Here is a 23,353-nt window from a genome sequence, read left to right as displayed (position 1 = left end):
CATCGCCAGCCTCGTCTCCGACCGCACCATCACCGCCTGACTACAGGCCACGATCAGGCCAAACACGCCTCACCCACTATCACGCACCAACTCGTTATTCAGTACGCTCAGCGGGCTGACGAGGCCAAGATGGGTTACCTCGACTTCATCGACCTGGTCCTCTCCGAAGAACTCGCTGTCCGTGAGGACCGCCGCTTCCGCACCGGGCTGCGGATCTCGAAGCTGCCGCACCACAAGACACTGGACGACTACAACTTCTCGTTCCAGCCTGAGCTCAACCCTCGCAAGGTCAAGGACCTCGCCACATTGTCGTTCGTCGAGGCCAAGACCAACGCTGCCTTGCTCGGGCCGCCGGGAGTGGGCAAGACGCATATCGCCGTCGCTCTCGCGGTCGCGGCCTGCCGGGCCGGCTACTCGATCTACTTCACCAGCCTCGACGACATGGTCCGCAACCTCAAGGCCGCCGAGGCCACAGGGCGGCTGACCAGCAAGCTCGGCAGCTACCTGCGGCCTGCTGTTCTCGTGGTCGACGAGGTCGGCTACCAGCCCCTCGAGCGCGCGGAGGCCAACCTGGCCTTCCAAGTCATCTCAAGCGCTACGAAAAGGGCTCGATCATCCTGACTTCGAACAAGACCTTCAGCAAGTGGGGACAGGTGTTCGGCGACGAGGTCCTGGCCACCGCCATCCTCAACCGCCTCCTGCACCACTGCGACGTGATCTCCATCAACGGCCCAAGCTACCGGCTCAAGAACCGGCTCGCTGCCATCGAGCGAGACCAGGAAAGCGCAGCCTAATAGTTCATGTGGTCGACAATGAGCGCATGGACGTCCCTGAGCTGCTCGAATCCGCTTCTTTGCTTGTTCCAGAAGAGACCGCCACCGAGAACGACATCACGGTGCGAGACATCTGGGACTACCTCGTTCACGACGAGTGGGAGATCGCCCTGGGCCTGCTAGAGGAACTTGGGGACGGTCGTTCGCTTCCGCTGGCGTTTTGGGAGAAGCTCGCCGACGCGGCTGAGCAGCTCCGGCTTGAGCGGAGCGCGGCCTGGTGCCATTGGCGGTGCTCCGAGATTCGTCACGGCGTAATCCGGGCGGATCTGACGCTCCGTCCTGCCGCTGAGGCGCGACGCACCACGGCAATCTCCGGCGCCGGTGTTCTGCGACCCATGTGGGACATCGGACATCTGTCTCCCACCGGTGGACGTGCGGTCAGCATCGCCTCGCTTTGGGTTGAGGATATGCCCTATCTGGAGCCCGGCGGGCGAGCCACGGTTCGGCTCGTGCCCCTCACTCCCTCCCATTGGACGCACCTCCAGCCCGGCCGGCAGATCGCCATGCACGAGGACCGAACCGTGGCCGGCACCGCAGTCATCCTGGAGGTTCATCGCCCTGCCACCGCCATGCCCGTGGGATGACGTGACTGGCTCACAGCCTCCCTGCTGGCGCACGTATCTCCGTACTTGGTGGAGCACTCACAGGAGTACGCCGACACTCGTCACCGCCGCCCAGGCCTTCCTCACCCTGCGGCGGCTCGACCCAAAAGCACCCACGCCGGCCTGACCCTCTACCAAGTCCTGGACGCACTCCAGGACCTGCTGAGGTGCTGGACCGGCACCTGCACCACACGCAGAACCAAAGCCAGAACCTAACGAAGCACTACTAGGGCCTGCTGTGAAAGTACTGGTCACAGGTCACAGCCACTCATTGACGGTTGCGACCAGCACGCTCGCGTGCCGGCGGACCGTGAGCCTCCCCATAGTGCCGTGCAGTCGGGCCGGGCGACGGGAGACACTGGCGCGGTGAATCAGGTTCAGGAGATCGTGGGATTGGCCGGTGGTGTGCTGGGCGGGGATCTCATCGGCGCCTACCTACACGAATCTTCCGTGCTCGGAGGCCTCAGACCAGCCAGCGACGTGGACGTACTGCTCGTCTCCCGGAGGCCGATGGGTGAGCGGGAACGACAGGCGCTTCTCGGTGGCTTGCTCGGGATCTCCGGCTCCCGGAACAAGGCCCGCCCGGTCGAGCTCACCGTGGTCGTCCAGTCCGAGGTCAAGCCATGGCGACACCCTCCGGCCTGCGACTTCCTGTACGGCGAGTGGCTGCGCGCCGAGTACGAGGCCGGGAAGGTCCCCCGTCCGGAGCCGATGCCCGATCTCGCCCTGCTGATCACGATGGCGCGGACCGGCGACTACCCCCTCGCCGGCCCGCGGCCGGCACTGGTCCTTGCTCCTGTCCCGCACTCCGACCTGGTCCGGGCAAGCGTGGCGGGCATCCCCGACCTGCTCGACAACCTGGACGGCGACACCCGCAACGTCCTGCTGACCTTCGCACGCATCTGGACCACGCTCACCACCGGCCAGATCAGACCGAAGGACGCTGCCGCCGGCTGGGCCCTCGCCCAGCTTCCTCCCGAACACCGCCCCGTTCTCGAACACGCCAGGCAGCTCTATCTCAACTGCCGCTACTCCGAGGAAATCTGGAGCGAGACGTTGCAGGCACAGGTCCGTCCGCATGTGGACCGCGTGCTCGCCGAGATCGACCAGTTGAGCACACGGAGCCAGCGGACATAAGAACCGCTCCCAAGGTGCTGATCACCGAGAGTGTTCCGACTGCGCTGGTCACAGCCACTCGTTGATGGCCGCGACCAGCACGGTCGCCTCATAGCGGACGGCGAGCTTGTCGTACCGCGTGGCGACGGCTCGGTGGCGCTTGATCCCGCACTCCACCGCGTAGCGCTCCTTGTGGTCGTCCATGTCGAACTTAGGCGGGCGCCCGCCACGAGAGCCGAGCCTCTTGCGGTTGCGGACCTGGTCCGCCTTCTCCGGAATCGTGCAGCCGATCCCGCGTCTGCGCAGGTAAGCACGGTTCGCGCGGGAGCCGTACGCCTTGTCCGCACGGACCCTGTCCGGCTTGGTGCGCGGCCGCCCTGGACCCGTGCGGGGCACCCGGATGCCCTCCAAGACCGGCTGGAACTGCGGGCTGTCGTGGCGCTGGCCAGCGGTGACAAACAGCGACAGTGGCTTTTGCCCCTGCTCCACGGCCAGGTGCAGCTTGGTGGTCAGCCCGCCGCGCGACCGCCCGAGACCGTGATCCTCCGGCTCGGTGAAGACGCCGCCCGGAGGCTCTTTCTGGGAAGCCCCTTTTTACGCGCGCCAGCGGCGTGCTGGTGAGCGCGGGTGATCGTGGAGTCCACGCTCACATCCCACGTGATCAGCCCTTTTGAGTCAGCCTCGGCCTGCAGCTGCTCGAAGATCTGTTTCCAGGTGCCGTCACGCTGCCATCGACGGAACAGGTCGTAGGCCCGCTCCCAAGGCCCGTAGCGTTCAGGGAGATCACGCCACGGCGCACCGGTCCGGATCCGCCACCGTATGCCGTCGATCAGCTGCCGATGGACCCGGAGTGGCGGACACCGTGCGCGTCGTCATTTCTGTGGACGATCGCGAAATTCCCCAGACGGAAGTTCGCGTAATTCCCCAGCTACTGACGTGCGCTGACGGTAAGATAGTCCGTGAGCTGTTTCCAACCTCAGCTTGAGCAGGTCAGATGCAAGGTGAGGGCGGCCTGAACCAGGCTGGTGATGCGAGTCGTGGAACATCGCAGCTTCGCGCAGGAGCCGCCAGGTTTTGAGGGTGGCCATGGCCTGCTCGACGAGCGCACGGATCCTCGCATGCGAGCGGTTGACAGCCTGCTGAACCTGCGGAAAGTGTCTCCCAGCGACCCCAATAAGGCAGCCGTATGGTGCCGCCGGAGGCCCCGGTAACCCTTGTCGGCCCAGCACTCCACGCCGGCTTCCTCCAGGGCGTCGATGATGCCGTGGATTCGCGCGACCTTGATGTCGTGGACCGCGGCGGGCAGTGCAGGCGATACCCACACCAGTCGCCCGGGCGGGATCGGTGATGATCTGCACGTTCATGCCGTGCGTCTTATGTTTTCCAGAGTAGAAGGGCCGGTCGGCCGCGATTCGGTCGATCGGCAGCAGCGTGCCGTCCAGGATCACGAATGCCTCGGTGGAGGCGGTGCAGGCCGCGGTCCGCAGGTTGGGAGCCGACGCGGCGAGGACCGCACCCGCAGCAACCGCTTCAAGCGCTGAACACTTCGCGAAGAACCCGCTGCAGGCGGTCGCGAGCTGGCAGGTCGACAACGACGAAAGGCGGATCAGCGCGTCGGATCAGACGTGCCTCGCGCCTGGTCGCGGCTGGCGACCACCAGGTATCCATCGCTCTCGGGGTCGAAGGTGGTGGACTGCACCGTGAGCCCAACGCTCTGCAACTGCGCCACGAGGTCCTCGTACCGGTAGGGCCAGATGGACAACCGCTCCGAGCAGGCTCGCACTGCCCCATCCGGCTCGATCTGGGCGACCACGATCTCGAGGAAGTGTTCCTGCTCCCAGCGCTGCTCGATCTGCCAGTAGTAGCTGACGACCGCATCGCGGTCGTTGCGGCGGATGAGTCGATCGCGGACGTCTACCCGTGAGCCGGCGGAGCGCACGAGCTCCCAGTTGCGGGACGTGAGCACGAGGCGTCCGCGCGGATTCAGCAGCCGTGACATCGCTTCCAGTGCGGTCAGGCGCCCGGCTGCGCCCTCGGCGTGCCCGAGCGAGTTGCCGACGCAGAACACCAGATCGAACGTAGAGTCCTCCAGGTGGTCGGGCAGCTCGTCCCAGCTCGCGCGGAGGGTTCGAAGCGAGACACCCTGCTCGTCGGCGGCCTTCTCGGTCCGGCGAACCATCCCCTTGCTGGCGTCTGCGGCGACCACGTCAAGGCCAAGACTCGCGAGACCGACGGCGAGCTGGCCGGTTCCACACGCGCAGTCGAGGACGCGCGCGTTGGGCGGAAGAGAGCCCACGACATCGCTGTAGTAAACCGCGGCTGCCTTGGCGGGGGTCAACCTGTCGTCCCCGATCAGCCACTCGTATACGTCGGAAAGCGCCCCATAACCAGCCACCGCGATAACCTCCATCACTCGACGACACGCGGGCTAGACTGCGCCTGCGATTCGGACCTTGCGCCCAGCACTGTGCCGGGCCGTGTCAGCGAAGCATTGAGCAGGACCCAACCACTTCCGGCCGCTGAGACTCCACCGGATTTCGTGGTAAACCGCGACACGCCGCACCGACGCAGGTCCCCACTCCACCGGCGCCCCATCGGCCACGATGAGGACCGCGGCCGGCAAGCGCGCGTTCGCTGCGGAGCGCTTTAGTACTCCAGCAGCGGTTCGTGTCCTGAGCTGCGTTTTCGGTAGTGGCAGTGGCGGGCGACGGCCTGGCGGCGTCTTCTCCAGGCCGACCAGTTCAGTGCATGGGTGACGAGGTCGCGCCCCCGCAGGCGGTTGCTGATGCGGGTGGCCTTCCCGGCCAGGTCGTCGTCGAAGCCGACGATCATCTCCAGCTCGGCGATGGTCTCGTCTTCGAGCTCGACCGAGCGGAGGGTGTGAGGCATGACGCGGGCCGCGTCGGCGATGACGAACGCGTCGCGGGCGTCGGTCTTGGCCTCACCGGCAGAGAGATCGGCGATCCGCCGCATCGTGAGTCCGGGCAGATAGGCGACGGGACAGCCCATGTCCCTCGCGACCGCCGGCGGCAGGGCGCCGATCGATGCCGGCTGGTCGACCACGACGAGCACGCTCCCGTGCTTGGCCTGCAGCTTTCCGAAGACCTCGCGGAGCTTCGGTTCGCTGTTGGGCAGCCGTTTGTCGAAGGCTTTCTTCCCGGCCGGGGTGACGGCGGTGGCGTGGTGTTCGCCCTTGCCGACGTCCAGGCCGAGGAAGACGCCGATGTCGCTGACGTCGATCACGTGCTTCCTCCGGTTGTCCCCGCCCGGCCGTCCCACGGCACCGATCGCCACATCCACATTACGAAGAGCCTCCCGACCTGCGGAAAGGCCGGTGGTCATGCCCCTAATCAGCGGTCTGTCGATGCCTCCGGAGCCGGTGACACCACCCCCAGGCCATGCGTTCGACAGGGGGAGAAAGTCATGCCAACTCCGAAGGCCGGGCGCCCCATTGCGGGGCCATCAAGAAGGTAATGGGGGGAACTTCAGCGCGTCCATCGACGCCAAGGGCGACTACACCGACCCGGACGCGACGCCGGCCACGGCGCTGCGCGCGCACTGCCTGACGCCCGACTTCGCCGCACGGCTCGCGGCCTGGGAGAACGGCAACGGTGCCGACGGCGTCCTGCGCGCCCAGAACGTCCCGACGCGGTGGACCGTGAGCGACAACGGCGCCGTGGGCAACGGCCACGAGGTCGTGGTCACCCTGACGTTCGGCAGCGATGGGACGACCTGGACGACCAAGCTCTTCGTGCTGCTGGAGCGGTACAACCGCATCATCGACATCGAGACGACGAGCAGCCGCTGACGCAGGACGGCGGGCGGTGGGCCTCCTTGCTCGCGGAGGAGGCCCACCGCCCGGCTGGTGTGTGCGCTCGGTGTCGTCGCGCCTTTCGTCGATCAGCGGAGGCAACTCCGGACCGAGATCCTCCGTCTTGACGGACGACGAACGGGCCGCAGCCCTCTCTCCCCTCCCTCAGCAGAGGGGCTGACGGCCGCCGGACTATACACCCAACGTATACGCGATGTGTATACAGGGGGGTCCGGGCCACCGAACGGAAAGGCTTCGATGTACGGCAAGGCATTCGCCCCGGAGTACCAGGGCACCCTCACCACCCTGTCCGTCAACGCACCGCTGGCGGACGTGCTCGCGGCCGGCACCGAGCAGATGCAGGAGGCCCTACGGGCCGGACGGACCGCCGAGGCGGCGCGCACGGGCCTGGCGGTCGCCGAAGCGCACCGGCGCCTCGGGCAGGTACGCGAGGCCGAGCGGGCCTGGAAGGCGAGTTACCGCACGGCCCGGGAGGCCGGAGACCTCGCGGGCATGGCCTGGGCTCTCTGGAGCGGCGGCACCCTGGCCCGCCAACGAGGCGCGTTCCCGCTGGCCCGCCGCCTGCTCGCACTCGCCGCCGAGCTCGGCGAGCAGGCGGGGGACGTCGTCGTCCGCGGGTACTCGCTGGCGGGTCTCGCCGAGACCGGCCGCATCCAGGGGGACTACGAGGCCGTGGGCCGGCTGCACGAGCAACTGCTCGACGAGGCCCGCAAGCGCGGGGAGGCCCGCCACACCGTCTGGGCGTTGGAGGGCATCGCCCAGATGCGGCGCAACACCGGCCAGTACGACAGCGCCCACGCACTGTTCGCCGAGGCGGCCGAGATATCCGCCCGCGCCGACGACCGGCGCGGGCACGCCTGGGCCCTGCGCGGCCTCGCCGACGTCGTCTCCGTGCGCGACGGCGACACCGAGCGGGCCCTGTCCCTGCTGTCGCAGGCCGAGGCCACGTGCAGGGAGATGAAACTGAAGAGCGCTCTCGCCTACAACCTCAAGATGCGGGGCAACGTCCTCTACCGCGCCGGGCGCTACGCCGAGGCGCGTGACCTGTACCGGGACGCGCTGGCGGAGTTCCGTGAGATGACCGAGCCGCGCGGTGAGACGCTGGCCCGGCTCGGGCTGGCCAAGGCACTGGCCCGACTTGGCTGTGACCGCGCCGCGACGGCGGCCGAACTCGCCGAACTCGCCCGTCTGACCGAGCGGATCGGACTGCGGCACGCCCGGGAGATGGTCGCCCAGGCCCAGGCGGAGTTCGTCCCGGACGGGGAGGTCTCCGCGTGACGGTGACGGCCGTACCGGCGGCACCGGCCCAGATCGTCGACCGGTGCGCGCGGTTGACCCGGCCGGCGTTGCGGGAGGCCGTCGGCCGACTGCACCCCTGGGTCGGTGAGGTGGCCGCCTACTCCCTCGGCTGGTGCGACGTGGGCGGCGCGCCGGTCACCGCCCCCGGTGGCAAGGGCCTACGGCAGGCACTGGCCGTGCTCGGTGCGGAGATCGCCGGAGCGCCCCCGGAGACAGGGGTGCCCGCCGCCGTCGCGGTGGAACTGGTGCACACCTTCTCGCTCCTGCACGACGACATCATGGACGGCGACCCGGTGCGGCGGGGCCGTCCCGCCGTCTGGCGGGCGTACGGGACCGGCCCCGCCGTCCTCGCCGGCGACGCCCTCTTCGCGCTCGCCGTCGACACCCTCGCCACATCCGTCGGCGGGATCGAGGGCGTACGGCTGCTGTCGGCGGCGCTGGGCGACCTGGTGCGCGGACAGGCCGACGACCTGCTGTTCGCGGGGCGCCCGTGGACCGGGCCACGCCGCGTGCGGAGCACGGAGTACCGGCACATGGCCGAGGGCAAGACCGGTTCGCTGCTGGGCTGTTCGCTGGCCCTGGGGGCGCTGATCGCCGGCGCGTCCCCCGCCGTGGTGGCCGGCCTCGACCGGGCTGGCCGGCAGGCGGGGGTCGCCTTCCAGATCGCGGACGACGTGCTGGGCACGTGGGGCGATCCCGCCGTCACCGGCAAGCCGGTGCACGGGGACCTGCGCGAGCGGAAGAAGACCCTGCCGGTGGTGTCCGCCCTGGAGAGCGGCCGCCCCGCCGCCCGTCGTCTCGCCGCTCTGCTCGAAGCGGACGGGGACGTGGCCAGGGCGGCGGAGCTGGCCGAGGAAGCGGGGGGACGCGCGGCGGCGCTCGCAGTGGCGCGGCGGTGCAGGGTCTCGGCCCTGTCGGAGCTCGACCGGATCCGGGCTCCCGCCCGGCCGGCCCGCGACCTGCGGGCGTTGCTGGACGGTGTGGTGATGCGCAGCCAGTGACGAGGTTCGGGGCCCGGACGGCGGGCTCCGACGCTCATCCGGCGATCGAGTCCAGCTGCTCCGGCGCCGGGCGCAGCAGCCGCAGGTCGCCTCCCGGCGGCGCTTCCAAGGAAGCGAGGGCCTTAAGGGCCCGGCTGTCTCCCGCGTCGGCGGCTGCGTGGACGACGTCGGTCGCGGCGTAGCGGTGGAACTCCAGTTCCGGGTGCGGCCAGGCGGCGGCCCCGGTGGCGGCGGGGAGCAGGTAGTCGACGGCCTGGAACAGGCTCTGTCCGTCCGGGCCCTCGTAGCCCCACAGGTCCACGCCCACGTGCTGGCCGATCGCGGGCGTTGTCACGTTGTCGGGTGCGTGATTGTTGGGACTGCTGCAGGGTTGGGTGACATCTGACCTGGCTCGCCGTCAGGCGGGTTGGAAGGATGGAGCAATGCCCAAGCCGTATCCCAAGGAGTTCCGCGAGGACGTCGTGCGTGTCGTGCGCAGCCGTGAGCCTGGCGTGACGCTGGAGCAGGTGGCCGCTGACTTTGGGGTCCACCCGGTCTCGCTGACGAAGTGGCTGCGCCGCGCGGGGACCGAGGACAGCACCGCCACCAGGTCCGCGACGGCGCCGGCCGAGTCGGCCGAACTGCGCGAGGCCCGCAAGCGGATCCGGATGCTCGAGCAGGAGAACGAGGTGCTCCGGAAGGCCGCGGCCTGTCTGTCGCAGGCGAACCTGTCGGCAAAATGATGTACCCGCTCGTCCGCGAGCTGGTCGCCGCCGATGCCCCTGCAAGGGTGCCGGTGGCGGTGACGTGCCGGGTATTGGGTCTGGCCCGCCAGCCCTACTACCGGTGGCTGGCCCGTCCGGTCACCGACGCGGAACTGACCGAGGCCCACCGGGCCAACGCCCTGTTCGACGCCCACCGCGACGATCCCGAGTTCGGCCACCGCTTCCTCCTCGACGAAGCAAGGGCCGCCGGTCAGGCGATGGCCGAGCGGAGCGGATGGCGAATCTGCCGCGACAACGGCTGGTGGAGCGTGTTCGGCAAACGCAAAGGCCGTGGCAAGAACGCCAAGGCGGGCCCGCCGGTCCACGACGACCGGGTCCGGCGCGACTTCACCGCCCCGGCGCCGAACCGGCTGTGGCTGACCGACATCACCGAGCACGCCACCGGCGAGGGCAAGCTCTACCTGTGCGCCGTCAAGGACGTGTACCCGGGCCGGATCGTTGGCTACTCCATCGACTCGAGGATGAAGTCCCGCCTCGCGGTGAGAGCCCTTGAATCCGCGGTCGCCCGCCGCGGCCAGGTCGCCGGATGCTTGGTTCATTCCGATCGCGGGTCGCAGGGCAAATTCAACTGATCGTCGCAACACCTTTGACCGCAGAGGGCGCTGTCACGTTGGCTGACCGGGTGGGATGATCTTCTGGTTGGTCGTGCTGGGAGGGGTCGTCCGTGGGCAGCGCACCGCCGTCGTACACGGGGCACCGGTACCCGGTCGAGGTGATCGCGCACTGCGTGTGGCTGTACTTCCGCTTCCCGCTCGGCTTCCGCGAGGTCGGGGAGCTGATGCTCGAGCGCGGCGTGATGGTGACCCACGAGACGATCCGCCGCTGGTGCGCGAAGTTCGGGCAGTCCTACGCCGACGGCCTGCGCCGCCGGCCCCGGCCCGGGGGCAAGTGGCACCTGGACGAGGTCTTCGTCAGGGTCAACGGCGAGCAGCGGTAGCTGTGGCGGGCCGTCGGCCAGGACGGCAACGTGCTCGGCATCTTGGTCCAGAACCGGCGGGACACCGCTGCGGCCAGGCGCTTCTTCCGTAAACTACTCAAGAAGACTTGCTCGGTGCCGCGGGTGGTGGTCACCGACAAGCTCCGTTCCTACGGCGCGGCCCACCGCGAGGTCATGCCCTCCGTCGAGCACCGCTCGCACAAGGGCTTGAACAACCGGGCCGAGAACAGTCATCAGCCCACCCGGCAGCGTGAACGCGCCATGAAAGGCTTCCGCAGCGTCGGCGGAACCCAGCGGTTCCTGGCCGCGTTCAGCGGCATCTCACCCCACTTCCGACCCCGCCGCCACCTGATGAGCGCTCCCGGCTACCGAGCCGAAATGGCCATCCGCTTCGCGATCTGGGATCAGATCACCGGCGCCGCCGGCCAGCCCGCCAAGGCTTGAGCACCGGCCCGAAACCCGGCCCTCCCCACGCCCCGATACGCGGTCAGAGACCCACGCACCCAATAATGTGACAGCGTCGGCGGAGAAGGGACCGCTGGACGCTCCCAGACCAGCCAGACGAAACAGGAGATCACCCAGGCCGGCGCCTTCCTCACCTGGCTTGCCGACCGAGGTCGCACCATCGAACACTGCCAGCAGGCCGACCTCGACGCCTGGCACACGGAGAAGCTGGCCACCCGGCGCCGGGCGCAGACGTTCCTGCGCTGGTGCATGAGGACGAGCCGGATGTCCCGCCTCCTCCTGCCACCCCAGGTCGTCAACCAGGACCAAGCGCCGCTGCACCAGCATCGCCGACTCGCCATTCTCCGGCGGGCCCTCAACGACGACTCTCTGCCCCTGCGGGCCCGGGTCGCCGCCGCGCTCGTTCTCCTCTACGCGCAACCCGTCACCCGCGTCGTCCGCCTCACAGTCGACGACGTCCTCGACGACGGGGCCACCGTCGCCGTCCGGCTGGGAGATCCGCCGTCCCCGCTGCCGGAGCCTGTCACTGACCTCGTGCGGGCCTATATCCGGTCCCGCCAGCTCCTGCCCTACGCCAGCAGCAGAAGCTCACAGTGGCTCTTCCCCGGCCGCCAACCCGGACAGCCAATGAACCCGGTCAGCCTCCAAGTCCACCTGCGGGAGATCGGCGTCCCGCCGCAGCGCGGCAGGACCTCCGCGATCCGACAACTCGTCCTCCAGGCCCCGGCCGCCGTCATCGCGAAGGCCCTCGGTTACCACGACAAGACCACCACCCGCCTGGTCACTGAAGCCGGAGGAACCTGGGCCCGATACGCCTCCGGCGACCACACACGGTGACACCAGGCACGGCCTCAACGAGGAATACGCGACATCTCAACAAGCGGGCCCACCAGTCCCGAGGCCGGTCACTTGCGAAGTCGAGAACGGTACTCGCCCGGGGCCGTGCCTCGGACACGTCTGAAGGCACGGCTGAAAGCGTGCGGAGAGCCGTATCCGACCGCGCCGGAGATCGACTCGACCGGCTCATCGGTATCTCGGAGCCGGACGGACGCCAGGTCGATGCGCCACTGCGTCACGTACGCGCCCGGCGTCTGTCCGAGGGCGGACCGGAAACGCCTGGACAGCGTCGCCCGGGAGACGCTCGTCGCGGCGGCCAGGGTCTCCGTGGTCCAGGGGTGTCCCGGTTGGGCGTGGACACACGCGAGAGCGTCGCGCACGACCGGATCACGCATCGCTCCCAGCCATGAGCCGGACTGCTCCTGCGGATGGCGGGCAAGCCAGGCGCGTACGAACTGGACGAGCAGAAGGTCGACGATGCTGTTGATGGCGGCGGTGGTGCCGAACTGCGGCTGCGCGAGCTCAGCAGCGAGAAGTTCGACGGTCCTTCTGAGCTGCGCGTTCTCCCGGGCTGTGACGTGCATCGGCCGAGCGAAGGAGGTAAGCACCGGTGTGCGCACCTCCGGGTCCTGCTCGTAGTGCAGGATGATCACTTCCGTCTGCACCGGCGCCGAGCCCAGCCTCAGGGCTCGGCCGTCGCCAAAAGCCCGGGCCGCCTCCTCACGGTCGCAGGAGCCCATCGTCACGTCGGCGCCGCCGGCTATCCCGTGTGCGGTGCCCGGCGGCACCAGGACGGCGTCCCCGGCCTGCACCTGAAGAGGTTTCTCGCCCGTGACGTGGAGCCACATAGTGCCGCGGGACACCACGTGCAGTGCCGCTCCTGGATAGGAGTCCAGCCACAGGCCCCAGGTTCCTCCAGCCTTCAGCATGACCCCGAGCGCCCCACGCGCACCCGAAACACGCAAGACCTCCGCCAGTACATCCATGGGTCCATTCTCGTCCACCGCCGCGAGCCGCCCCCGGCGGGCGACGGCGCATGTGTCCTGGTCCACAGCGTCAGGCCACGTCAAGAATGACCTTTCCGTGCACCTTCCGCGCGAACAGCGCCTGGACGGCGTCGCCCACCTCGTGCCAGTGGCCTCGCAGTCCGACCGGCGCCGAGAGCCTCCCGGCGGCCATAAGGCCCAGCAGGTCCGTCAGCTCCCCGCCGGTCGGTGTCATGTCGCCGTAGGTGGCGATGCTGCGGGGTTCGCCGAACCCGAACAAGGCACCTGACGGGAACGTGGTCTCCTGTCCCGAGGAGTAACCGACCAGGTGGAGGGTGCCGCCCTCGGCGAGGGAACTCCACGCCTGGGCCACCAGTGGTCCGCCGACCGTGTCCAGGACGAGGTCGAACCGGTCCCCGGTCTCGGCCAGGTCGGTCAGGACTTTGTCGGCGCCGAGTTCGCGGAGTCCGGCGGCCCGCTCCGGCGAACCGACGAGTGCCGTCACCCGGGCGCCCGCCAGCGCTGCCAGTTGGACGGCGAAGTGCCCCACGCCCCCGCTGGCGCCGGTGATCAGCACGTTGCGCGCCAGCAGGGAACGCGTGCGCAGCACCCGGAATGGGGTGACGCCGGCGATCCCCAGCGCGGCGGCGTCGGCCAGATCCACGCTCTTTGGGACGGTGCCGAGCGAGGCGGGACTGACTGCCACCCGCTCCGCCCATGCGTGGGGAGCCATTCCCACCGCGACGCGCGTACCTTCGGGCGGCCCCGAGCCGTCGGATGCGGCGCGCACCACGATGCCGGCCGCGTCGTGACCGTGCACAGCGCCGGCTGGCCACTGGTCCACGTAATTCAGCTCTCCGAAGTTGAGACCGATGTGCCGTATCTCCACCAGTGCCTCACCGGCGGACGGTACGGGCTCATCGACATCGGCGAACCGGACGGGTCCGGCCCCACTGTGATCGACCACAAGGGCGCGCATAAGGGATGTGTTTCCTTCTCTCGTGGGTACGCCTGAACACTCGGCGCTGCAGCAGATCGAGTGCGCAAATGCCGCACTGCCGTCTTCTTGAAACCCTACGCAGGACCGGGACAGCGACCAGACCCGTGAGAATCAATCAGTTGACGATCTGTGTCAGTGCGACTCGCGGCGCGTCGAGCCCTGCACCCGTCAGGTGGATGACGCTGTGACGGGCACAGACACGCCCGGCAATGTAATGATCTTGAGGCGTCAGCGCTTCCGTCGGGCGGTGGGGCCGGGCTGGGCGACTTGCCGGGCGACCGCGTCGACGCCGGGGCGGGCGTTCCGCTCCAGGGAGAGGACGGAGATGTGGCAGGAGCGGGCCAGGAGCATCGAGATGAAGGTGCCGCTCCGCGCGGGCAGCCGCGCGTTCGGCCAGCGCCTCCAGCAGCGACGGAACCTCCGCGATCCGCCGACTCGTCCCACCCACCTGGTCACTGAAGCCAATGGAACCTGGAGCCGATACGCCTCCGGCGACCACACACGGTGACACCAGGCACGGCCTCAACGAGGAGTACGCGACACCTCAACATGCGAGCCCACCAGTCCCGAGGCTGCACCCGCTACAGCAGCGCCGAGACGACGGCCCGGGGCATCAGGAACGACTTCCTGCCCAAGGCGCGCGAGATACGGCGCAAAGCCCCGCGTGCCCACCACTGCTGACCATCCGCAGCGATCGGTGGTGGCATGCGTGACGAACTCCCACGTCAGTTTCGTGGGGACCGGCGCAGAGGGGGAGATGGGAGGGCGGCGCCGTGTCGGCGTTGGCGCCGGCTGTATTCGGTGATGGCCCGCCACAGATCACGCCGGTCGACGTCGGGCCAGTGGTCGGGGGTGAAGTGCAGCTCGGCGTAGGTGGCGTGCCAGGGGAGGAAGTTGGAGGTGCGCTGTTCGTTACCGGTCCGCCACAGCAGGTCGACATCCGGCATGTCGGGGTGGGGCAAGTGGCGGGCGAAGTCGTCCTCACTGATGAGGTGGGGGGCCACATCGCCTGCTTGGGCTGCCTGGGCGAGGGCTGCGGCGGTCCTGGTGATCTCGTCGCGGCCGCCGTAGTTGATGCACACGGTGAGGGTCAGTCCGGTGCGAGCGTGGGTGCGGCGCTCCTCGCGCATGAGGGCTCGGACGAGTTCCTCGGGCAGTTTGCCGGGACGGCCGGACCAGCGCTGGCGTACGTCGAGATCACGGATGGGGCCTTCATCGAGGTCGCGTCGGATCGCTTCCAGGATCGTGGTGATTTCCTCGGTGCCGCGTTTCCAATTCTCGGTGGAGAACGCGTAGAGGGTCAGGTGGCACAGACCGATCTCCAGGGCGCCGTAGACCATCTCGTGCGCGGCGGCGGTGCCGGCGCGGTGGCCTTCGGAGCGGGGCAGACCACGCTGCTCGGCCCAGCGTCCGTTGCCGTCCATGATGATCGCCACGTGGGAGGGCATCCGGTCGGCGTCGATCTGCGGGGGCCGGGCACCGTCAGGGCGCGGTGGCGGGGGCCGCAGGGCGGTGTCTTCGGCTGCCGGGCTCGGACCGCTCGCGTTCACCGCGGGTCGTCGGGGTCCGGGCACGGTCAGGGGCGTCAGGCTCCAGGCCAGGCGCGAGCGGATGCGGGCGGGAGTGAGGATGCGCGCGCGGGCCACGAGGGAGGGGCGCGGGGCGCGTTTGAGCAGGGCGGGGCCGGCCGCGTCGACGGCCTCCAGTTGGGCGCGCAGCAGGCAGGCGGACGTGTCGAGCACGGTGGCGGCGCCCGGGTGCATGCCTGTGGTCATCGCGGGCCTGGTCACCCATTGGCGGGCCAGGTCGGTCATCGCGCCGATCAAAGCCGCTGTGGCCGGGCTCCAGCGTCCCTGCCGCAGATCGCCTTCCGCACCGGGGCAGGCGTCCAGGGCCTCCTGCGGCAGGAGCAGGAGGCCCTGGCCGAGGTCGGGGCCCAGGTCGGTGAGAATGTCGGTGAGTTGCGCACCGTCGATGAACCGCTCGTAGTCCACCCGCCGGTCCAGCCTCAGCGTCATCGGCGCTCCGGCCTGTTCGAACAGGTGCCGTACCTGGTCGACCCAGGGCGTGATTCCCTCGTTGCACCAGGCCCGCCACTCGGTCCAATCGGCGAAGCGCCGGCCGTGGACATCGTCGCGTGTGCTGATCATGGCGCCTTGCAGGCCGGACAAGTCCAGACGCCACCGCAGGGCGGTGTGCACCAGGGCGTGCCGGACCGGATCCGTGCTGGTGCCGGCCGCCAGGTCGTGTTGCAGGGCTTCCGTCCAGGCTTCGACGCGGGCCGCACGCTCGGCCGGTTCCGCATCCCGCTGGTCGGCCAGGTCGTCCAGGACGCTCGCTGCCGCCCACAGGGCCCACCCGGCCGGACGCAGCACGGCGGGCATCAGCTGGATGAGGGCGTGGATCGCGGGATCGTGCTGTCGCGTGGTGCGTCGGCACAGCCGGTACGCCGCCCGTAGGGTCAGGTCTTCGCCGGTGAGCGACCGGGCGGCGGGTCGCCTCCGCCGTGCTCGCGGGGCCGCATCGAGGTCTGCCGTCGTGGACTGGGATATGACGCGCATGGGGGACCGGGACCTCAGTGTGCTTCCGTGTCGGACGCCGCAGCCGACGGCGTGGCAGCTTGATGCGGCGCGGAAGGGCCGCCCTTGTCGCTTCCTGCTCCGGGCAGCGTGGTCCGGGCGGTCGACGGCAGGGAACTGCGGGTGCTGCGGCGGAAGCCCACCAGCGCGATCAGGGAGGCCACCGCGAACCAGGCGAGCTGGATGACCAGGTAACCGGGCACCGGGGCGGTGGAGAACCCGGCCGCTGTGCTGGCCTGCATGGCCCCGTAGGAGGGCAGGTAGCGCATGACCGGGTTGTCGGCCCCGGAACTGGTGATGGGGTTCTGCAGCGCGAGGTCGATGATGCTGGTCATCACGATGGCGAACATGCCCTCGACCTCCCGGCGCAGCAGGGAGCCGAAACCGACACCGAGCGCACCGTAGGTGAGCCCGGCGCAGAACAGTGCGGCGGCGAGCAGGAGAGGCTGGCGGGGTGTCCAGGCCAGGCAGGTGACCGCGGTGGCGTAGGCGGCGACCGCCGCCGAGACCAGGGCCAGGGCGGTGACCTTGGCCAGGACGAGGTGGGCTCGGGGGTAGCCGGCCATGGCCAGCCTGCGGTCGAAGCCGCTGCCGGAGAACGTGGCGGCGAACATCATGAAACCGGTGATCAGCGTGACGGCGTTGAGCGCGCCGCTGATCTCGGTCAGTTCGTTGCCGTGCGGCGCCAGCGTCTCCCCGGTGGCGCGAAGACGCATCCGGGCTGGGGTATCGGGCATCGCCAGGTACGCCAGAGTCGTCCACACCGGGACGAACAGGCCCACCAGGATCATGGCGAACCGGTTGCGGCCGTGTTCGATGAGCGTGAACCGGGTGGCGACGGCGAAGCGGGTCAGGTGGAACCTCACGCGGCGGCCCCCGCCTCGTCCGGGCGGAGCAGCCCGCCGTCCAGGCGCCACAGCTCGTCCAGGCGTTCGGTGTCATACGCCAGGTGGGAGACGACCAGGACCGAACGCCCGGCATCCCGCAGCCGCACGGCCAGATCCCAGAAACGCTGGTAGGTGTCCCAGTCGAACCCCTGATACGGCTCGTCCAGCAACAGCACCTGCGGATCGTGCATGAGCGCCAGCGTCACGTTCAGCTTCTGCCGCGTGCCGCCGCTGAGCACCCCGGCCCGCTCATCCGCGTATCCGGTGAAGCCCAGTACCTCCATGACCTCCTCGGCATACCGCACATCGGCCAGGCGGTAAGCCGTCTGGAAGAACGTCAGGTGCTGCCGGACGGTCAGAGCCTCGTTGAGGACTACGTGCTGCGGGCAATAGCCGAACCGACCGCTGTGGCGGACCGTGCCGCGCGTGGGCCGTAGTTCGCCGGAGATGACCTTCAGCAGCGTTGACTTGCCGGCGCCGTTCTCCCCGACGATCCCGCACAGTGTGCCTGCCCGGAGCCGCAGGTCCACGCCCCGTAAAACCACACGCCGACGGTAGGCATGATGCACATCCCTGACATCCACGCCTGTCTCCCCCCTCGTAGACCTGGACCGGCCGTAACCCGAATGGCCTAACGACCACGAGTCGCCGAGGACACGGATCACACGCCACCGGGGTGCAGTCGCATCGGCGCCGACGGCACGCGAAGGCTTCGGACGGCTGCGCCCGCGGTCGGCTCCTGAGCGAACCCGCCCGCGCCGCCCTCCTGACCGGCGGCCGACGCGCGGGTTCGCCATGTGCCCAATCCGGGATTCCGCGGACCCGCGCGCCTCGGCGCGGGCGCGATCCAAGCTGCTGCGCCAGGAACCGTGGGGCACGGATGACTTCGGTAGACGGCGCTGCGGCCCAGCTCGTGTCAGCGTTCGACGTGGTTGCGGACGGCCGGGCCCGGCAGGACGGGCTCGGTCATGCGGGAGACCATCTCGATGGAGGTGCCCGACAGTGGTCAGGTCCTGACCCGCAGAGCGGAAAACCGCCGGGTCGAGCGTGACGTTCAGGGCCGTCCCGGAGCGTTTCCCGGTGAACCTGTCCGGGTGGGATTCCGCGGGACGCGTTTGGTCCTGGTCCGGGGCCTCCCGGTGCGTACCGGTGGAGACCAGGGCCGTTTCGGCATCGACGAGGGCGCGGTCGCGGTCGTGCGGGTCCGGCAGGGCACGGCCGATCTCCGTGCCCTCCGTGAGAAGGGAGCGCGCCCTCGTGTGGTCCCCGCAAGCCGTGAGAGCCACGCCGACGCCGGTGAGGTGCGCGGCACGGTCCTCGAGCCGGAGCCCTTTCGGCCCTCGGGCCGGCGAGCAGGCGAGCGGCCCTCCCGGTGCTCGCAGGCGGCGAGACCCTCGGCAGCGAGCGCCAGACGCCGGCGCGACGGCCGGTGGCCCCCAGTTCCCGAGCCTCCGTCCCGCACTGGGTGGGCATGGACGCGCCTTCGGTGTGCCGCCCTCGGGCGCCGAGCTCCTTGCCCACCCGATCGAGCGCCGGGTTCCCGTGGTCTCCGGGGGACTCGACTGAACGCGCCGGCGCTTCGCCCCGCTCCTCCGCGCCCGCAGTCACCAGGGCGACGGCGGTGTCGCCGGGCCCGTACGCGCGGGAGGTCGTACCGGCGAGCGAGGCAGCGGGTTCCGCCGCCTCTTCCAAACTCGGATGGCGCGTGGCCGGTCCGCGCCGGTGGCCGCCGCCCGCCCTGCCTTTGTGAGTATTCGGACGCGCCACAGTGAATCGGGCAGGGAACGGGCACGGCCTCGGCCCGTTCCGGCGCCCCCGCCCTGAGTAGTGCTCCGCCCAGCCAGTGCCCTGCCCGCTCCCCGTCGGGGCTGTCGGTGCGGGCGCGTGCGAGGGCTTCCGCCTGGTCGAGCAGGGTGAGAGCCCGATCCCGACGTCCGGTCGTCTCCAGGGCGCATGCCGGGTTGGCCGGTTGCCGGGCACGGCGCAGCGGATCCACGGACGCGCTGGTCAAGGACTGCTGGACACCTCCCGCGAGGCCCACTTTCGACCCAAGAGGCCCGCCGTGCGCCCGCCCCTCCCCTGCCCGTGGTCACCGAGGTGGTGGGCCGCCGGCCGGCGGAGCCGGGGCTCGCCGACGAGGCAGCCGCCGCAAGGGGCCCTCGCCCTTCCGCGGCACCGGGTCCCGTCGCGCTCCGGCCTCCTCGGTCACGCCCCTCTGATCTCGTCGAGCGAGAGCTGCATCGCCTCCCGGGCACGGGCGAACCAGTCGGCGAGGACGGCCGTCTCGTCGGGGGTGTAGTCGGCGAAGAGGGCGCCGAGCCGTTCGTAGTGCGGGCCGTACACGGCGAGGACGCGGGTGGCCGCCGATTCGCCGAGGACGACTCGGACGCGTCGGCGGTCGTTGGGATCGGGCTTCCTGTGGACGTATCCGGCGCGTTCGAGGCGGTTGAGTACGCCGGTGACGGCACCGGTGGTGATGTTGGCGCGCCCGGCCAGGTCACCCGCGCTCAGGTGCTGTTCCCCTGCGCCGATGATGTGGCCGAGGCAGGTCAGGTCGGTGACGTTCAGGCCCAGCCGCTGGGCGATGTCGTGCTGCGAGACGAGGGCGAACGCGATCATCTGGTCCATCGCGTCCAGCGCCTGCTTCGGCGTCGCCTCGGGACGGGGCTTGCCCTTCACCGATTTTCCCCTTAGCGTCTAAGTTACTTAGCTCGTGAGATAAAAGATTCAGCTTCCGTTGTGAAGATACAAGACGGAACTCGCCTGAGGAGACGCATGAGCGGCATACACGGTGACCACGACCTCGGTCACACCGTCGCCGGATGGACGGGCGCGTGCCTCGCCCTCGTCGGATTCACGTTCTCCGGCGCCGCGATGGTCGCCGCCTGGCCGTTGGGCTTCTGGCTCGGTCTCGGTGCGGTCGCGCTCGCCGCCGTCGTCACCTGGGCGCTCCATCTGAGCGGCTGGGGGAAGCCGACCGGACCGCGCCCGCCCGTCGAACAGCACTGGCGCACACGAGACCGGGCGGCCGCGCAGGGCCACCCGGACTGTGTGGGCTGCCGTGCGGCGGGACGGGGACGCCGCCGCCCCCAGCAGACGGTTCCTCCGCAGGCTGATGACGAAGACCCGGGCAGTGCCGAAGGTGATCGTCACCGACAAGCTCCGCTCCTACGGCGCCGCCCACCGCGAGGCCATGCCCTCCGTCGAGCACCGCTCGCACAAGAGACTGAACAACCGGGCCGAGAACAGCCACCAGCCGACGAGGCAACGCGAACGGGTCATGAAGGGCTTCCGCTCCGTGGGCGGGGCGCAGAGGTTCCTGTCCGCGTTCAGTGGCATCTCACCCCACTTCCGGCCTCGTCGCCACCTGATGCCCGCACCTCACTACCGAGCCGAAATGACCGTCCGCCTCACCATCCGGGAACAGATCACCGGCGTCACGGACCGACCTGCCACGACCTGAGCACCGGCCCGCAACCCGACCCCACCACACCTCGGACACACCGTCAGACACCCACACACCCAACAACGTGACAACGCCCCTTCGCCCGCTTGAGCTGGGCATTCTCCTTGCGCAGGGCGGCAAGCCCCTCACGCTCCGCGGTGGTGAGCATGTCGCCTCGCTCGCCGGCATCGGCCTCGGCCTGGCGAATCCAGCCGCGCAGGGCCTCGTGGTGCACGCCGAGTTCCTCGGCCATGCGGCGGATCACAGGCTTCGGCTCGGAAGCGCGGTACATCCGCACCGCACGCTCACGCAACTCCAGCGGGTACTTCCTCGGGGCAGGCATCGTCTGGGCTCCTCTCATGAGCCCCACCTGATCTGCTGCCACCTCTCCCCGCATCCCGGGGGAACCTCACACCGCGGATTGATTGACGACGGTTTGTGCCATCGAAGATTGACTGCGCAGGTCAAGGATGCCGCGGCCGGCCTGCTTCGATGACGTCCAGTGCGACTACGCCCGGCTGTTCCTCGCCCCTTGGACGCTGTTTTGCCGGAGCGGCAACAGGAGTGGCGTGACCGGGCCACGATGGGTGACGTTGGGCCCATGACCGACAACATCACAGCAGGATCGCCCGCGTCTGACACATTCTTGCCTGGCGACGGATACGCAGGAGACCCCGCGGTGCGGGCGGAGTGGGACAACCGGTACGCCGACCGGCAACAGCTGTGGAGCGGCCGGCCCAACGGTGCGCTCGTGGCCGAGGTCGCCGGGCTCACGCCCGGGCGGGTGCTCGACGTCGGCTGCGGCGAGGGCGCGGACGCCGTCTGGCTCGCGCGCGGCGGCTGGGACGTGACCGCGCTCGAGGTCTCGGGCGTGGCGCTGGAGCGGGCGGCCGGGCACGCGCGGGACGCAGGCGTCGCCGTTCGCTGGGTACACGCCGCGCTGACGGAAGCGGCGCTCCCGCCGGCCTCCTTCGACCTGGTCTCCGCGCAGTATCCAGCCCTGCTGCGCACCCCCGACGCCGCAGCCGAGCGAGCGCTGCTCGCGGCCGTCGCGCCCGGCGGCGTGCTGCTGCTCGTACACCACGCGGGGATGGACACCCAGCAGGCGCACGACAGCGGCTTCGACCCGGCTGACTACGTCTGGCCCTCGATGGTCGCCGCCCTGCTCACCGACGACTGGAAGGTGGAGGTGAACGAGCAGCGACCACGCGTGGCACCCGACGGCGGCGCCGGCGCGCACCACACCGACGACCTGGTGCTGCGTGCGCGACGGCTGCGCTGAGTCCCTCCGCTCACAGCGGGCCCGGCATCTGGGCAGACTGCATGACCGAGCCACCGAAAACGGGCTGCGGCCTCTCATAGATCAAGGGTGTTCTCGCTACTTCGAAACCGTGCAGTCGTTCCAGCTCGGGTGCCGCCGTGCGACAGGCCGCTGGACCGGTCATGGCTCGGCAGGTCGGCGAGGTGCTGGGCGTGGACGTCAACATCCGATCCGAGCTGGAACCGCTGCGCGGAAAGCTGGTCCGACTGGTCGACCGGGACTGGCTGCGGAAGCTATCCGATGGCCGGTTCACCGCACGCCTGTGACCGGCGGCTGCTGATCACGTACTTCGCCCCATCCGACAGATCGTTGCCAGCGGATGGGGAGCTGCTCGGCTCTCCTGCTGAAACTCGCGATAGAAGTTGCCCATCACCGCGGCGACGGGTGCGTAACGGACGAGGAGCGCCGCGACCGACGCGGGAACCCTCTCTGGGGGCACCCCTTGGGCGCACGCGTCCACAAACGTCTTGCGTTCTTCCGGTGTGTGTCCGTAGAGAGCGACGGCCAGCCAGTTCACCAGGTGGGTGACGGCGTAGTACTGGTCGTAGGTGCGGTGCTGGTCGAAGAAGTCGGCCTCGTCCCGTGTGAGGTCGAAGCGTGAGGAGATCGCGAGGCCGTAGTCGGTGAAGAAGAGCCGCTGGCCGTCGGTGAGGATGTTCTCGAAGTGGGCGTCGAAGTGCAGAAGCCCGCGGGCGTTCATGAACGCGATGCCGTCTTTCAGCTCGTTGTCGACCATGGCGCAGGCCCGCTCGGCCGCCTCGTCGCCGGCCCCGATCTGGACGCCCAGCCAGTCGTGCAGATTTTGCGGGATGTACTCCAGGAACAGCACAAGGCTTGCCGTGGAATGCTGGAGAGCTTCGATCCGCCGGCGTACCGCTGATCCGCCTCGCCAGTAGGCGACAGCTCGGTCCACATCGGCCAGTTCCTCGGGCAGCGGCTGGCCAGAGTCTGGGATCATCCGCCAGTGGTACATCAGGGGGAAACCCTCGTAGTCTCCCGCGGCCACCCAGTTCGTCGTCATGGTGTGCGCGGCCAGCTCCCGCCAGGCCCCGAACCCCGGGCCGCCGATGGTACCGATGCCGTAATGACAGAAGGCCGGAAGCCCGAACAGATTCGCGGTGGAGTGAACATGCTCCGGCCGTCGCTCCAGATCGGTCAGCCGCACCTGCTTGACGAAGACCCGGGTTCCCTCAACTTCCAGCAGGACCGTTCTCCCGCCGATGCCCGACCCCAGCGGTGCTCCGGCGTCCACGAACTCGCGCAGACTCCGGTCACTGCGCAGCGCCAGCGATGTGGAAACTGCGCCATGGGCGGCCAGACGAGCACTGAGAGACAGGTCAGGACCCTTCACTCACGCCTCCTACCGTGCCCCACTTCTTGTTTAACGGCTCCAGCAGACACCGGGACAGGGGCAAAGACCACCTTCCCCCGTTGGAGCCGGTGAGATGT

General features: G+C 69.4%; 21 protein-coding genes and 8 pseudogenes. 14 read left to right on the top strand and 15 right to left on the bottom strand.

Annotated features, from left to right (window positions below):
• The first annotated feature begins 78 nt into the window (after positions 1 to 78).
• The 3 genes and pseudogenes from istB (at position 79) to ACF07S_RS32525 (ending at position 2,572) form a co-directional block, all read left to right on the top strand.
• Positions 79 to 794, top strand: a pseudogene (gene istB, locus ACF07S_RS32535) (IS21-like element helper ATPase IstB).
• Between the two features lie 26 nt (positions 795 to 820).
• A complete protein-coding gene (locus ACF07S_RS32530; RefSeq protein ID WP_391975834.1) occupies positions 821 to 1,417 on the top strand; it encodes a hypothetical protein in 597 nt (198 codons plus the stop codon).
• A 384-nt stretch (positions 1,418 to 1,801) separates the two neighbouring features.
• On the top strand, positions 1,802 to 2,572 hold the full coding sequence (locus ACF07S_RS32525) for an aminoglycoside adenylyltransferase domain-containing protein (RefSeq protein WP_391975833.1): 771 nt from the start codon (positions 1,802 to 1,804) through the stop codon (positions 2,570 to 2,572).
• A gap of 48 nt (positions 2,573 to 2,620) precedes the next feature.
• Here the strand turns inward: ACF07S_RS32525 and ACF07S_RS32520 are convergent, their stop codons facing one another.
• The 5 genes and pseudogenes from ACF07S_RS32520 to ACF07S_RS32500 form a co-directional block, all read right to left on the bottom strand.
• Positions 2,621 to 3,064, bottom strand: a complete 444-nt coding sequence (locus ACF07S_RS32520; protein ID WP_391975836.1) for a transposase — start codon at positions 3,062 to 3,064, stop codon at positions 2,621 to 2,623.
• Complete coding sequence (locus tag ACF07S_RS32515) at positions 3,061 to 3,360, bottom strand: transposase (RefSeq protein WP_391975835.1); 300 nt, start codon at positions 3,358 to 3,360, stop codon at positions 3,061 to 3,063. Before ACF07S_RS32515 ends, ACF07S_RS32520 begins: the two co-directional genes overlap by 4 nt.
• Before the next feature lie 167 nt (positions 3,361 to 3,527).
• Positions 3,528 to 4,062 (bottom strand): annotated as a pseudogene (locus tag ACF07S_RS32510) (transposase family protein); the annotation flags it as partial.
• Between the two features lie 95 nt (positions 4,063 to 4,157).
• Positions 4,158 to 4,961: a class I SAM-dependent methyltransferase gene (locus ACF07S_RS32505; RefSeq protein WP_391967392.1), complete on the bottom strand. Its 804-nt coding sequence runs from the start codon at positions 4,959 to 4,961 to the stop codon at positions 4,158 to 4,160.
• 356 nt (positions 4,962 to 5,317) lie between these two features.
• Positions 5,318 to 5,794, bottom strand: a pseudogene (locus ACF07S_RS32500) (IS110 family transposase); the annotation flags it as partial.
• A 208-nt stretch (positions 5,795 to 6,002) separates the two neighbouring features.
• Here ACF07S_RS32500 and ACF07S_RS32495 point away from each other — a divergent pair.
• The 3 genes from ACF07S_RS32495 (at position 6,003) to ACF07S_RS32485 (ending at position 8,683) form a co-directional block, all read left to right on the top strand.
• The gene (locus ACF07S_RS32495; protein ID WP_391967393.1) at positions 6,003 to 6,359 is read left to right on the top strand and encodes a hypothetical protein; all 357 of its coding nucleotides are present in this window, start codon (positions 6,003 to 6,005) and stop codon (positions 6,357 to 6,359) included.
• Positions 6,360 to 6,620: 261 nt separating this feature from the next.
• Positions 6,621 to 7,661, top strand: coding sequence for a tetratricopeptide repeat protein (locus ACF07S_RS32490; protein WP_391967394.1), 1,041 nt, complete (start codon positions 6,621 to 6,623; stop codon positions 7,659 to 7,661).
• Positions 7,662 to 7,663: 2 nt separating this feature from the next.
• Positions 7,664 to 8,683 carry a polyprenyl synthetase family protein gene (locus ACF07S_RS32485; protein WP_391967399.1) on the top strand — a complete coding sequence of 340 codons (1,020 nt, stop codon included), beginning with the start codon at positions 7,664 to 7,666 and terminating at the stop codon, positions 8,681 to 8,683.
• Positions 8,684 to 8,717: 34 nt separating this feature from the next.
• On the opposite strand, the pseudogene ACF07S_RS32480 reads toward ACF07S_RS32485, so the two are convergent.
• A pseudogene (locus ACF07S_RS32480) lies at positions 8,718 to 9,005 on the bottom strand (alginate lyase family protein); the annotation flags it as partial.
• A 100-nt stretch (positions 9,006 to 9,105) separates the two neighbouring features.
• Here ACF07S_RS32480 and ACF07S_RS32475 point away from each other — a divergent pair.
• The 3 genes and pseudogenes from ACF07S_RS32475 to ACF07S_RS32465 form a co-directional block, all read left to right on the top strand.
• Positions 9,106 to 10,004: pseudogene (locus ACF07S_RS32475) on the top strand (IS3 family transposase); the annotation flags it as partial.
• 107 nt (positions 10,005 to 10,111) lie between these two features.
• Positions 10,112 to 10,828 (top strand): annotated as a pseudogene (locus tag ACF07S_RS32470) (IS6 family transposase).
• Between the two features lie 285 nt (positions 10,829 to 11,113).
• Positions 11,114 to 11,686 carry a hypothetical protein gene (locus ACF07S_RS32465; RefSeq protein WP_391975832.1) on the top strand — a complete coding sequence of 191 codons (573 nt, stop codon included), beginning with the start codon at positions 11,114 to 11,116 and terminating at the stop codon, positions 11,684 to 11,686.
• 68 nt (positions 11,687 to 11,754) lie between these two features.
• On the opposite strand, the gene ACF07S_RS32460 is transcribed toward ACF07S_RS32465, so the two are convergent.
• From ACF07S_RS32460 to ACF07S_RS32450, 3 genes are all read right to left on the bottom strand, one after another.
• Positions 11,755 to 12,672 (bottom strand): cupin domain-containing protein, encoded by a 918-nt coding sequence (locus ACF07S_RS32460; protein WP_391975831.1) that lies wholly within the window; start codon positions 12,670 to 12,672, stop codon positions 11,755 to 11,757.
• A 70-nt stretch (positions 12,673 to 12,742) separates the two neighbouring features.
• Positions 12,743 to 13,651: a zinc-binding dehydrogenase gene (locus ACF07S_RS32455; RefSeq protein ID WP_391967170.1), complete on the bottom strand. Its 909-nt coding sequence runs from the start codon at positions 13,649 to 13,651 to the stop codon at positions 12,743 to 12,745.
• Positions 13,652 to 13,900: 249 nt separating this feature from the next.
• A complete protein-coding gene (locus ACF07S_RS32450; protein ID WP_391975830.1) occupies positions 13,901 to 14,023 on the bottom strand; it encodes a PmrA in 123 nt (40 codons plus the stop codon).
• Between the two features lie 198 nt (positions 14,024 to 14,221).
• On the opposite strand from ACF07S_RS32450, the gene ACF07S_RS32445 reads away from it, so the two are divergent.
• A complete protein-coding gene (locus ACF07S_RS32445) occupies positions 14,222 to 14,353 on the top strand; it encodes a hypothetical protein (RefSeq protein WP_391975829.1) in 132 nt (43 codons plus the stop codon).
• A 44-nt stretch (positions 14,354 to 14,397) separates the two neighbouring features.
• Here the strand turns inward: ACF07S_RS32445 and uppS are convergent, their stop codons facing one another.
• From uppS to ACF07S_RS32425, 4 genes are all read right to left on the bottom strand, one after another.
• Positions 14,398 to 16,233, bottom strand: coding sequence for a polyprenyl diphosphate synthase (uppS, locus tag ACF07S_RS32440; protein WP_391975828.1), 1,836 nt, complete (start codon positions 16,231 to 16,233; stop codon positions 14,398 to 14,400).
• A gap of 14 nt (positions 16,234 to 16,247) precedes the next feature.
• The gene (locus ACF07S_RS32435; protein WP_391975827.1) at positions 16,248 to 17,117 is read right to left on the bottom strand and encodes an ABC transporter permease; all 870 of its coding nucleotides are present in this window, start codon (positions 17,115 to 17,117) and stop codon (positions 16,248 to 16,250) included.
• A complete protein-coding gene (locus ACF07S_RS32430) occupies positions 17,114 to 17,722 on the bottom strand; it encodes an ABC transporter ATP-binding protein (protein ID WP_391967174.1) in 609 nt (202 codons plus the stop codon). The genes ACF07S_RS32435 and ACF07S_RS32430 overlap by 4 nt, the downstream gene beginning before the upstream one ends.
• Positions 17,723 to 19,343: 1,621 nt before the next feature.
• On the bottom strand, positions 19,344 to 19,817 hold the full coding sequence (locus ACF07S_RS32425) for a MarR family winged helix-turn-helix transcriptional regulator (RefSeq protein ID WP_391967175.1): 474 nt from the start codon (positions 19,815 to 19,817) through the stop codon (positions 19,344 to 19,346).
• Positions 19,818 to 19,913: 96 nt separating this feature from the next.
• Between ACF07S_RS32425 and ACF07S_RS32420 the strand changes: the two are divergent.
• Positions 19,914 to 20,243 (top strand): annotated as a pseudogene (locus ACF07S_RS32420) (HGxxPAAW family protein); the annotation flags it as partial.
• Positions 20,203 to 20,601, top strand: a pseudogene (locus ACF07S_RS32415) (DDE-type integrase/transposase/recombinase); the annotation flags it as partial. The pseudogenes ACF07S_RS32420 and ACF07S_RS32415, both read left to right, overlap by 41 nt.
• A 43-nt stretch (positions 20,602 to 20,644) precedes the next feature.
• On the opposite strand, the gene ACF07S_RS32410 reads toward ACF07S_RS32415, so the two are convergent.
• The gene (locus tag ACF07S_RS32410; protein ID WP_391967176.1) at positions 20,645 to 20,926 is read right to left on the bottom strand and encodes a transposase; all 282 of its coding nucleotides are present in this window, start codon (positions 20,924 to 20,926) and stop codon (positions 20,645 to 20,647) included.
• Positions 20,927 to 21,184: 258 nt separating this feature from the next.
• On the opposite strand from ACF07S_RS32410, the gene ACF07S_RS32405 reads away from it, so the two are divergent.
• On the top strand, positions 21,185 to 21,865 hold the full coding sequence (locus tag ACF07S_RS32405; protein WP_391967177.1) for a class I SAM-dependent methyltransferase: 681 nt from the start codon (positions 21,185 to 21,187) through the stop codon (positions 21,863 to 21,865).
• Positions 21,866 to 22,026: 161 nt separating this feature from the next.
• Positions 22,027 to 22,170 carry a hypothetical protein gene (locus ACF07S_RS32400; RefSeq protein ID WP_391975826.1) on the top strand — a complete coding sequence of 48 codons (144 nt, stop codon included), beginning with the start codon at positions 22,027 to 22,029 and terminating at the stop codon, positions 22,168 to 22,170.
• Between the two features lie 14 nt (positions 22,171 to 22,184).
• Here ACF07S_RS32400 and ACF07S_RS32395 read toward each other — a convergent pair whose 3' ends face one another.
• Positions 22,185 to 23,255, bottom strand: coding sequence for a protein kinase family protein (locus tag ACF07S_RS32395; RefSeq protein WP_391967179.1), 1,071 nt, complete (start codon positions 23,253 to 23,255; stop codon positions 22,185 to 22,187).
• Between the last annotated feature and the right edge of the window lie 98 nt (positions 23,256 to 23,353).

Origin of the sequence: Streptomyces sp. NPDC016640 (genome assembly GCF_043076215.1) — a bacterium.
GTDB lineage: Bacteria > Actinomycetota > Actinomycetes > Streptomycetales > Streptomycetaceae > Streptomyces.
The sequence above is the reverse complement of the archived record's forward strand: the minus strand, read 5'-3'. Positions and strand labels throughout refer to the sequence as shown.

Excerpts from the sequence above, each read along its gene's own strand:
- ACF07S_RS32460 (WP_391975831.1), bottom strand. The coding sequence starts at position 12,672 with ATGGATGTACTGGCGGAGGTCTTGCGTGTTTCGGGTGCGCGTGGGGCG.
- ACF07S_RS32405 (WP_391967177.1), top strand. The coding sequence starts at position 21,185 with ATGACCGACAACATCACAGCAGGATCGCCCGCGTCTGACACATTCTTG.
- ACF07S_RS32410 (WP_391967176.1), bottom strand. The coding sequence starts at position 20,926 with ATGCCTGCCCCGAGGAAGTACCCGCTGGAGTTGCGTGAGCGTGCGGTG.
- ACF07S_RS32465 (WP_391975832.1), top strand. The coding sequence starts at position 11,114 with ATGTCCCGCCTCCTCCTGCCACCCCAGGTCGTCAACCAGGACCAAGCG.
- ACF07S_RS32450 (WP_391975830.1), bottom strand. The coding sequence starts at position 14,023 with ATGCTCCTGGCCCGCTCCTGCCACATCTCCGTCCTCTCCCTGGAGCGG.
- ACF07S_RS32530 (WP_391975834.1), top strand. The coding sequence starts at position 821 with ATGGACGTCCCTGAGCTGCTCGAATCCGCTTCTTTGCTTGTTCCAGAA.
- ACF07S_RS32455 (WP_391967170.1), bottom strand. The coding sequence starts at position 13,651 with ATGCGCGCCCTTGTGGTCGATCACAGTGGGGCCGGACCCGTCCGGTTC.
- ACF07S_RS32490 (WP_391967394.1), top strand. The coding sequence starts at position 6,621 with ATGTACGGCAAGGCATTCGCCCCGGAGTACCAGGGCACCCTCACCACC.
- ACF07S_RS32445 (WP_391975829.1), top strand. The coding sequence starts at position 14,222 with ATGCGAGCCCACCAGTCCCGAGGCTGCACCCGCTACAGCAGCGCCGAG.
- uppS (WP_391975828.1), bottom strand. The coding sequence starts at position 16,233 with ATGCGCGTCATATCCCAGTCCACGACGGCAGACCTCGATGCGGCCCCG.
- ACF07S_RS32505 (WP_391967392.1), bottom strand. The coding sequence starts at position 4,961 with ATGGAGGTTATCGCGGTGGCTGGTTATGGGGCGCTTTCCGACGTATAC.
- ACF07S_RS32400 (WP_391975826.1), top strand. The coding sequence starts at position 22,027 with ATGGCTCGGCAGGTCGGCGAGGTGCTGGGCGTGGACGTCAACATCCGA.